The sequence below is a fragment of the Kitasatospora sp. NPDC097691 genome, assembly GCF_040302665.1.
GTDB lineage: Bacteria > Actinomycetota > Actinomycetes > Streptomycetales > Streptomycetaceae > Kitasatospora.
The window spans coordinates 64,399-73,209 of sequence record NZ_JBEORY010000039.1 but is presented as its reverse complement, the minus strand read 5'-3'; the positions used below and the strand labels follow the sequence as shown (position 1 = coordinate 73,209).

Sequence of the window (8,811 nt, the reverse complement as noted above, 5' to 3'; positions counted from 1 at the left end):
ACGCCGAGGGTGGCGAAGGCGGCGACGATGGTCAGCGCGGCCGAGGTGATCGCGGTGCCCACCCGGGCGCAGACCTCGGCCCGGTGGACCGGTCCACCGGGCCGCACCCGCTCGGTGTGGGGCCGGTGCGGCGGCCGGGATAGCGTGGTCGGCAGCGACGAAAGGACCTCCCACCACCATGACCCGCGTGATCGCCGGGGCGGCCGGCGGCCGCCGGCTGGCCGTACCGCCCGGCCGGGGCACCCGACCGACCTCCGACAAGGCCCGCGAGGCGATGTTCTCCACCCTGGAGGCACTGCGCGGCACCCTGCACGGGGCCCGGATGCTGGACCTGTTCGGCGGATCGGGCGCGGTCGGTCTCGAAGCGCTGTCACGCGGCGCCGAGCACGTCCTGCTGGTGGAGGCGGACGGCCAGGCGGCCCGGGTGATCCGGGAGAACGTCCGGACGGTCGACCTGCCGGGCGCCGAGGTGCGGGCCGCGAAGGCGGAGAAGGTGATCGTCGGCCCGTCCCCGCAGAGCCCGTACGACCTGGTGTTCCTCGACCCGCCGTACGCCGTGACGGACGAGGAACTGCGCGAGATGCTGATCACACTCATGGCCGGGGGCTGGCTCGCGGAGGACGCACTCGTCACCGTGGAGCGCAGCACCCGCGGCGGTGAGTTCGGTTGGCCCGAGGGCTTCGAGGTGCTTCGCTCCCGCCGTTACGGCGAGGGCACGCTCTGGTACGGTCGCGCCGCCGCGGCCGACCAGCAGGAGTAGCGGGCCGCGGGCCCGCAAGAGCCGTCACCCCACGAGGGAGCACACACGCCATGCGCCGAGCCGTCTGCCCCGGGTCGTTCGACCCGATCACCAACGGTCACCTCGACATCATCGAGCGGGCCTCGAAGCTCTACGACGTGGTGCATGTCGCGGTCGCGGTCAACCGGAACAAGCAGGGCATGTTCACCATCGAGGAGCGGATCGAGCTCATCGAGGAGACCACTGCCAAGTACGGCAACATCGTGGTCGAGTCGCACCTCGGCCTGCTGGTGGACTTCTGCCGGGAGCGCGGCATCCCGGCGATCGTCAAGGGCCTGCGCGCCGTCAGCGACTTCGACTACGAGCTGCAGATGGCCCAGATGAACCACGGGCTGACCGGCGTCGAGACGCTGTTCCTGCCGACCTCGCCGACCTACAGCTTCCTCTCCTCGACGCTGGTCAAGGAGGTCGCCTCGTACGGCGGCGACGTCTCGCACCTGCTGCCCGAGACGGTGCACCGCCGGCTGGTCGAGCGGATCGCGGAGCGCAGGGCCGAGCAGTAGTCGGCCGGGCGGCCTCCGGGGCCGACTGTCCGTTTCTGCCGGTTCGTCACGTGTTGTCCGATGGCGGGGAGGCCGGTTCGGCTCGGGTGTTGTGACCCTGCCCCGGGGTGGCCGTACAGTCTGTATTCCTGCCCTGCGGTGAGGTCCACCGCGCCGGGCCTGCCTCCGCCGGACCGTCGGCGGCACACGGAAAGACGAAGCCCCGTGGACGTGCAGAACAAGGTCGACGAGATCGTGGCGGCGGTCGAGAACGCCCGCTCGATGCCGATGTCGGCCTCCTGCGTGGTGAACCGGGCCGAGCTGATCGGCCTGCTCAACGACCTCAAGGCGGCCCTGCCCGCCGAACTGGCCCAGGCCCAGTCGGTGATGGCCGACCACGAGCAGGTGGTGGCCGGTGCCCAGGCCGAGGCCGAGCTGATCATCCAGGGGGCGCACGCCGAACGCGGCTCGCTGATCTCGGACACCGAGGTGGTCCGCCAGGCCCAGTCCCAGGCGGACCGGATCCTCGCCGAGGCGCGCACCGAGGTCGACACCAAGCGGGCCGAGGCCGACGACTACGTGGACAGCAAGCTCGCCAACTTCGAGGTCGTGCTGACCAAGACGCTCGGCGCGGTCGGCCGCGGCCGCACCAAGCTGCGCGGCGACTCCGGCGTCTTCGAGAGCGAGCACGACGGCGAGGGCGACGCCGAGGAGTTCCGGCCGCAGCGGATCAGCCCGAGCCCCGAGGTGGACGAGTACGTCGATGTGAAGCTCGCCACGCTGGAGAACGTGCTGAGCGCCACCCTGGAGGCCGTCGGCAAGGGCCGCGACAAGCTGCTCGGCAAGCGGCCCATCGACGAGCTGGGCGCCTACCTGGCCGCCGCCGACGAGGCGCAGCAGGCCAAGGAGCGGGCCGAGGCGGTCGCGGCGGGCTTCGCCACGGACGCCGACGGCGACGACATCGCCTGGTACCGCGAGGACGTCCCGCAGCAGCAGACCTGGCCCGAGCAGACCCCGGCCGCGGCCGGCTGGCAGACCCCCGGCGCCGACCAGTACGCGGCCGCCCAGCAACAGGGCGGCCAGTACGCGGAGGTGTACGGCGGCGGCTACGACCCGGCCGGCCAGGGGGACCCGTACAACACGCAGTGGGGCGGGCAGCAGGACGGCTACCAGCAGCAGGGCTACCCGGCCCAGCAGCAGGACGGCTACGCCTACCCGCAGCACCAGCAGCAGCAGGGCTACGGCGCGCAGCAGTACGACGGCTACAACTACCCCCAGCCGCCCGCCGCCCCGCCGGCCGTGCCGCAACAGCAGCAGCAGGGCCTGGACGAGACCAGCTTCTTCGACACCAGCATGATCGACATGACCAGGTTGCGGGAGCTCGGCGGCCGCTGAGCGGACCGTCGCGGAGTCTCCTGACGGGACCGAAGTTGGGCCTGGCGGGAGACTCCGGTAGTCTGACCACTCCGGCATCCCCATGTCCGGCTGTCGGCTTGCCCGCGCAACGCCGACCTGTATGGGGAATCTTTCGATCATTTCCTATGGAAGTCAGGACACCGTGAACCGCCTCGACCACCGCGACCCCCTCGTGTTCGACACGCACGAGCTCGGTCGTCGCCCGGGTTCGATGCGCAAGGTGTCCCGGACTCTGGAGGCCCCCGAGGGCTTCGGGATCATCGATGTGATCGGCGTTCCGGAGAAGAGCCCGATCGAGCTGGAGCTCCGCCTGGAGTCCGTGGTCGAGGGCGTGCTGGTCACCGGCACCGCCGACGCCCACGTCGAGGGCGAGTGCGTCCGGTGCCTGGAGCCCGTCGAGTTCGATGTCGATGTGGACTTCCAGGAGCTGTACTACTACCCGGAGTCCGACGAGCGCCACCGCGCCCGGACCACCGGGACCGAGGACCTCGACGAGGACTCGGAAGAAGAGACTTACCGTCTGGAGGGCGACTTCTTCGACCTCCAGCCGGTGCTGCGTGACGCGGTGGTGCTCGCACTGCCGCTGCAGCCGGTGTGCCAGGAAGACTGCCTGGGCCTGTGCTCCGAGTGCGGAGCGCGCCTGAGCGACGACCCGGCGCACCACCACGACGCCGTCGACCCCCGGTGGGCGGCTCTGCAGGGACTCTCCGCCGCCCCCGGCGACGAGGGTGACGGGATCAAGACCAGCGACACCCGTGAGGGTCTCGCCGAGAACCAGGAGAAGTAGCCGTGGCTGTTCCGAAGCGGAAGATGTCGCGCAGCAACACGCGCCACCGTCGGTCCAACTGGAAGGCCGTCGTTCCGGCCCTCGTGGCGTGCGACAGCTGCCACGAGCCGAAGCTGGGCCACATCGCGTGCCCGAGCTGCGGCACGTACAACCGTCGCCAGGTCCTCTCGGTCTGATCGGCGGGGTGTACGGATCGATGTCGGACGGTAACTCCACCCGCAAGGCGTCCACCGCCCCGAAGGGTTCTTCGGGCGGCGGCAAGGCCGGCGGGCCGGCTTCGACCGAATACGACGTCCTGGAAGGGCGCCTCGGGTACACGCTTGAGCGCGCCCTTCTGGTACGTGCCCTGACCCACCGCTCGTACGCGTACGAGAACGGGGGTCTGCCCACCAACGAGCGCCTGGAGTTCCTCGGCGACTCGGTGCTGGGCCTGGTGGTGACCGACACCCTCTACCGCGTCCACCCGGACGTCCCGGAGGGCACGCTCGCCAAGCTGCGCGCCGCGGTGGTCAACTCCCGCGCGCTCGCGGACGTCGGCCGGGGCCTGGACCTCGGCATGTTCATCCGGCTCGGCAAGGGCGAGGAGGGCACCGGCGGCCGCGACAAGTCGTCGATCCTCGCCGACACCGTCGAGGCCGTGATCGGGGCCGTCTACCTGGACCAGGGTCTGGACGCCGCCACCGAGTTCGTCCACCGCCTGTTCGACCCGCTGATCGAGGAGTCCTCTCAGCTGGGCGCCGGCCTGGACTGGAAGACCAGCCTCCAGGAGCTCACCGCCTCGGTGGGCATCGGGGTTCCCGAGTACGTGGTCATGGAGTCCGGTCCGGACCACGAGAAGACCTTCACCGCGGCGGCCCGGGTGGCCGGCGAGGACTTCGGCAGCGGCGTCGGCCGCTCCAAGAAGGAAGCCGAGCAGAAGGCCGCCGAGAGCGCCTGGCGCGCGATCAAGGAGAAGTACGCCGACCGGCTGCCCGCCGGCGCGTGATCGCGAAGTAGCCTTTCCTCCTGCGGATCCGTATCGAAGCAGGAGGCCCCTTCCCGTGCCCGAACTCCCCGAGGTCGAGGTCGTCCGCCGTGGTCTGGCCGCCTGGGTCGCCGGCCGGACCGTCTCCGACGTCCAGGTGCTGCACCCGCGCGCGGTGCGCCGCCAGCCGGCCGGCGCGGCCGACTTCACGGCCCGGCTGACCGGCACCACCCTCGGCACCGCGCAGCGGCGCGGCAAGTACCTGTGGGTACCCCTGGCGGGCACCGGTACGGGCTTCTCGCTGATCGGCCACCTCGGGATGAGCGGCCAACTGCTCGTCCAGGACCCGTCGGTGCCGGACGAGACGCACCTGCGCGTCCGGCTGCGCTTCGCCGACGGCGGGCGCGAACTGCGTTTCGTCGACCAGCGGACCTTCGGCGGCCTGGCGGTCGAGGAGGCCGAGGAGGGCGACCCGGAGGGCACGCCCGTCTCCATCGCGCACATCGCCCGCGACCCGCTCGACCCGCGCTTCGACGACGAGGCCTTCGTGGCCGCGCTGCGTGCCAAGCGCACCACCGTCAAGCGCGCGCTGCTCGACCAGACCCTGATCAGCGGCGTCGGCAACATCTACGCCGACGAGGCGCTGTGGCGCTCCAAGCTGCACTACGACCGTCCGACCCCGACGCTGACCCGCCCGCAGGCCGCCGTCCTGCTGGCCAACGCCCGGGACGTGATGACCGCGGCGCTCGCCGTAGGCGGCACCAGCTTCGACAGCCTCTACGTCAACGTGAACGGCGAGAGCGGCTACTTCTCCCGGGACCTCGACGCCTACGGGCGCGAGCACGAGCCCTGCCGCCGCTGCGGCACCGCGATCCGGCGGGCGGCCTGGATGAATCGCTCCAGCTACTTCTGCCCCCGCTGCCAGCGCGTGCCGCGGGCCCGCAGCGGGGGCTGAGCCGGGCCTACTTCCGGCCGGCGAGTTCGGGTTGCCCGGCGTCCGTTCCGTCGGGGGTGCCGTGGGTGTCCTGGCCGAAGTAGGCGACCCCGACCGCGGACACCACCGCGAGCAGGAAGCCGACCACGCCGAGCCAAGCCAGGCCGGCCTTGGAGGAGTCGCCGAGCCAGAGCACGCCGACCGCGCCGGGCAGGACCGTCTCGCCGACCACCAGTGCGGCCGTCGCGCCGTTCACCGAGCCGATCTGCAGGGCCACGGTGTGGATGTACATGCCGCCGAGGCCGCCGACCAGGATCGCGTACAGCGCCGGGTCGGACAGCAGGGTGCCGAGCTCGAACGGGTCGACGCCGTTCAGGATGCGCACGCCGACGCCCAGGGCGCCGAAGCCGAGGCCGGAGAGCAGACCGGCGACGATCGCGCCGTTCGCGCCCATCCGCCGCACCAGCAGGCTGCCGCCGGCCAGCAGCACGGTGGTGATGATCAGCAGCCACCAGTGGAAGGACATCGCCGCGTGGTGGCCGCCCTCCGGGCCCGCCGAGACGGCCAGCAGCACCAGCGCCGAGCAGAGCACGCCGATCGAGGCCCACTCCAGCCGCTTGAGCCGCATGCCCAGCAGCTTGATGCTGAGCAGGGCGGTGATCACCAGGTTGGCGCTGATGATGGTCTGGGAGAGGAACAGCGGCAGCAGCCGTGCGGCCAGCGCGCCGAGCCCGAAGCCGATCAGGTCGAGCACCGTGCCGAGGATGAACTCCCAGGTGACGGCGGCCTTCGCGGTCGAGGACAGGCTCGGTCCGCCGTGCTCGGTGGTCGAGGTGGTGGCGCCCCTGGCGGCCTCCTCCCGGGCGGAACGGCGGGATCCGACGGCCTGCAGGACCGAGCCGGTGCCGTAGCAGGCGGATGCCGCCACGGCGGTGACGAGGCCGATGATCACCAAGTGCTCCGATCGGGAGGTGGGTCGAGAAGGGGCTGGGTCGAGGAGGGGCTGGGTCGAGAACGGGCCGAGTCAAGAACAGGCAATGGGACCGGCGCTCCGGGACCACTATGCCCGTTCGCCCGGTACGGTCGGCACGCCCCCTCCGGTGCCCCCGGAGCCGGGCCGGACCCGCCGGGACCTACGTCCGGGGCCCCGGGGCGGTTCCCCCGCCCCACCCGCGTCAGGGTCGGCCGGGGGGAACATCATCCCCGGGAAGGGGAGCGGACCCGGCGGACGGCGGGGTACCCCGCCCCTACCAGTATGCGAAGGGTATGGCGTGGTTCGACGCCACTCGCGGTAGCGTCGGGGCCATGAGAACCCTTGCACGACGTTCCCGGGGCGCCGGGCCGCTTGCCCTGGTGGCGGCGCTGCTCGGGCTGCTGCTCCTGCTGGCGCCGGCCGCCTCGGCTGCCGGCGGGCTGAGCGACGCCTCCGCCGCCCTGAAGAAGGGGAAGGTCTACGTCGACCCGGCGATGACCGACCGCTTCAGCCAGGCCCAGGCCGACGCCCTGACCAAGAAGATCGACAAGGCCGACAAGCCGATCTTCATAGCCGTCGTCCCGGACTCGCCGGCCTACGGCAAGACGACCGTCATCCCGGACCTGCGCGCCCTGGTGGGCATCGACGGGGTCTACGCGGTCTGGCGCGGCAACGGGTTCCTGGCCCAGGCGGACAAGGGCGCGATGGCCGCCGGTGCCCCCGCCCGGATCTCCGGTGCCGTCCTGCGCGCCCACAACGGCGACATCGACGCCACCCTGAACGACTTCGTCGACCAGGCCGCCCCGCAGACCAAGGGCGAGGGCGTCAACCACAGCACCTCGATCGCCTGGGTGGTCATCCCGGTCGTGCTGGTGGCACTGGCCGGGGCCGGCGTCTTCTTCCTCTTCCGCCGCGCCAAGAAGCGCAAGGAGGAGCAGGCCCGCGCCGAGCTGGACCAGCTGCGCCGCGTCGTGGACGAGGACATCACCGCCTTCGGCGAGGAACTGGACCGGCTCGACTTCAACCCGGCCGCGGCCGATGCCGACGACGCCCAGCGCACCGACTACACCCACGCCCTGGACTCCTACGAGAAGTCCAAGCGTCTGATGGACGAGGCCAAGCGGCCGGAGGACGTCAAGCAGGTCACCGAGGCGATCGAGGACGGCCGCTTCGCGCTGGCCACCCTGAGCGCCCGGCGGGACAAGCGCCCGCTGCCCGAGCGCCGTCCCCCGTGCTTCATGGACCCGCGCCACGGCCCGTCCGTCAAGGACGTCGACTGGGCCCCGGCCGGCGGCTCCCCCCGTTCCGTCCCGGTCTGCCAGGCCGATGCGGACCGGGTGGCGGCCGGCCTCGACCCGGCCGTCCGCACGGTCGACACCGACCAGGGCCCGCAGCCGTACTGGAACGCCGGCCCGGCGTACGCGCCCTACGCGGGCGGCTACTACAGCAGCTTCGGTGGCGGCCTGCTGCCCGGCCTGCTGGTCGGCACCGTGCTCGGCTCGATGATGAGCACCCCGGCCTACGCCGCGGCGCCCATGATGGACGGCGGCCACCACGGCTACCAGGACCAGTACGAGGGCGGCGACTACACCGGTGCCGACTTCAACGCGGCCGACTTCGGCAGCTCCGACTTCGGTGACTCCGGCGGCGGCGACTTCGGCGGCGGGGACTGGTAGCCCCGACCCGCACGCCTGACCCGCAGGCCTGACCCGTACGCCCGACCCCACGCGGCCCCGCCGGTTCCTCCGGCGGGGCCGCTCCCGTGTGCGGGACCGGGCCCGAGCTGTGACCGGGCACGCGGACGGCTAGGGTCGGGGCATGCACGGTCGCGACGCCCACAGTGAGGAACCGGTCCGGGTCACCGCCTGGGTCCGGGGGAAGGTCCAGCAGGTCGGGTTCCGCTGGTGGACCAGGGCACGGGCGCTGGAGATCGGCTTGACCGGCTACGCGAGCAACCTCGGCGACGGCCGGGTGCAGGTGGTCGCGGAGGGGCTCGCGCCCGACTGCGAGCAGCTGCTGGCCCGGCTGCGGGGCCGCGGGACCCCGGGGAACGTCAGCGGCGTGACCGAGATCTGGACGGCCGTCGGCCCTGGTTACGAGGGTTTCGAGATCCGCTGAGCCGCCGATCGCGGGCCCGCCGCCGGGCCCGTCGGGAAAAGATCCCGAACCGGCGGTGTCACGAGGTTGCCATCCGGGCAGACTCGTGGTTGACTCCGCATCGAACGATGATCCACGAGCACGTGGTGGACCCCTCCCGACGACCCCCAGGCGTGAGCACACCGCCGGGCAGGTGACAGGGGCGCGGTAGCGTGCGGTGATCGTGTTGACCCTTTCCGTCTTTGGTGAGACGCTGGAAGCCCGCGCACACGACCGCGTTGATCCGGCAGGCGCATGCCCCTGTGAGCCCAGCTCACGGTGGTTGTGCCGTAGTGCCCAGCCAGCACTTCCGGCGGCGC

10 protein-coding genes are annotated in these 8,811 nt (G+C 71.9%); 9 read left to right on the top strand and 1 reads right to left on the bottom strand.

Features of this window, described 5'->3' with window-relative positions:
• Window positions 1-178: 178 nt before the first annotated feature.
• The 7 genes from rsmD to mutM all read left to right on the top strand — a co-directional run bounded on the left by rsmD (window position 179) and on the right by mutM (window position 5,403).
• Complete coding sequence (rsmD, locus tag ABTY56_RS25010; protein ID WP_350631358.1) at window positions 179-760, top strand: 16S rRNA (guanine(966)-N(2))-methyltransferase RsmD; 582 nt, start codon at window positions 179-181, stop codon at window positions 758-760.
• A 50-nt stretch (window positions 761-810) separates the two neighbouring features.
• Window positions 811-1,302 carry a pantetheine-phosphate adenylyltransferase gene (coaD, locus tag ABTY56_RS25005; protein WP_350631357.1) on the top strand — a complete coding sequence of 164 codons (492 nt, stop codon included), beginning with the start codon at window positions 811-813 and terminating at the stop codon, window positions 1,300-1,302.
• 204 nt (window positions 1,303-1,506) lie between these two features.
• Complete coding sequence (locus ABTY56_RS25000; protein ID WP_350631356.1) at window positions 1,507-2,676, top strand: F0F1 ATP synthase subunit B; 1,170 nt, start codon at window positions 1,507-1,509, stop codon at window positions 2,674-2,676.
• Window positions 2,677-2,839: 163 nt separating this feature from the next.
• Window positions 2,840-3,484, top strand: a complete 645-nt coding sequence (locus ABTY56_RS24995) for a YceD family protein (protein ID WP_350631355.1) — start codon at window positions 2,840-2,842, stop codon at window positions 3,482-3,484.
• 2 nt (window positions 3,485-3,486) lie between these two features.
• Window positions 3,487-3,660: a 50S ribosomal protein L32 gene (gene rpmF / locus ABTY56_RS24990; protein WP_188303282.1), complete on the top strand. Its 174-nt coding sequence runs from the start codon at window positions 3,487-3,489 to the stop codon at window positions 3,658-3,660.
• Between the two features lie 20 nt (window positions 3,661-3,680).
• Window positions 3,681-4,469: a ribonuclease III gene (gene rnc / locus ABTY56_RS24985; RefSeq protein WP_350631354.1), complete on the top strand. Its 789-nt coding sequence runs from the start codon at window positions 3,681-3,683 to the stop codon at window positions 4,467-4,469.
• A 55-nt stretch (window positions 4,470-4,524) separates the two neighbouring features.
• Window positions 4,525-5,403 (top strand): bifunctional DNA-formamidopyrimidine glycosylase/DNA-(apurinic or apyrimidinic site) lyase, encoded by an 879-nt coding sequence (gene mutM, locus ABTY56_RS24980; RefSeq protein WP_350631353.1) that lies wholly within the window; start codon window positions 4,525-4,527, stop codon window positions 5,401-5,403.
• Between the two features lie 7 nt (window positions 5,404-5,410).
• Here the strand turns inward: mutM and ABTY56_RS24975 are convergent, their stop codons facing one another.
• The gene (locus ABTY56_RS24975; RefSeq protein ID WP_350631351.1) at window positions 5,411-6,334 is read right to left on the bottom strand and encodes a DMT family protein; all 924 of its coding nucleotides are present in this window, start codon (window positions 6,332-6,334) and stop codon (window positions 5,411-5,413) included.
• Between the two features lie 353 nt (window positions 6,335-6,687).
• On the opposite strand from ABTY56_RS24975, the gene ABTY56_RS24970 reads away from it, so the two are divergent.
• Together ABTY56_RS24970 and ABTY56_RS24965 are read left to right on the top strand one after the other, a co-directional pair.
• Window positions 6,688-8,031 carry a DUF4381 domain-containing protein gene (locus ABTY56_RS24970; RefSeq protein WP_350631350.1) on the top strand — a complete coding sequence of 448 codons (1,344 nt, stop codon included), beginning with the start codon at window positions 6,688-6,690 and terminating at the stop codon, window positions 8,029-8,031.
• A 142-nt stretch (window positions 8,032-8,173) separates the two neighbouring features.
• Window positions 8,174-8,473 carry an acylphosphatase gene (locus ABTY56_RS24965; RefSeq protein WP_350631348.1) on the top strand — a complete coding sequence of 100 codons (300 nt, stop codon included), beginning with the start codon at window positions 8,174-8,176 and terminating at the stop codon, window positions 8,471-8,473.
• Window positions 8,474-8,811: the final 338 nt, after the last annotated feature.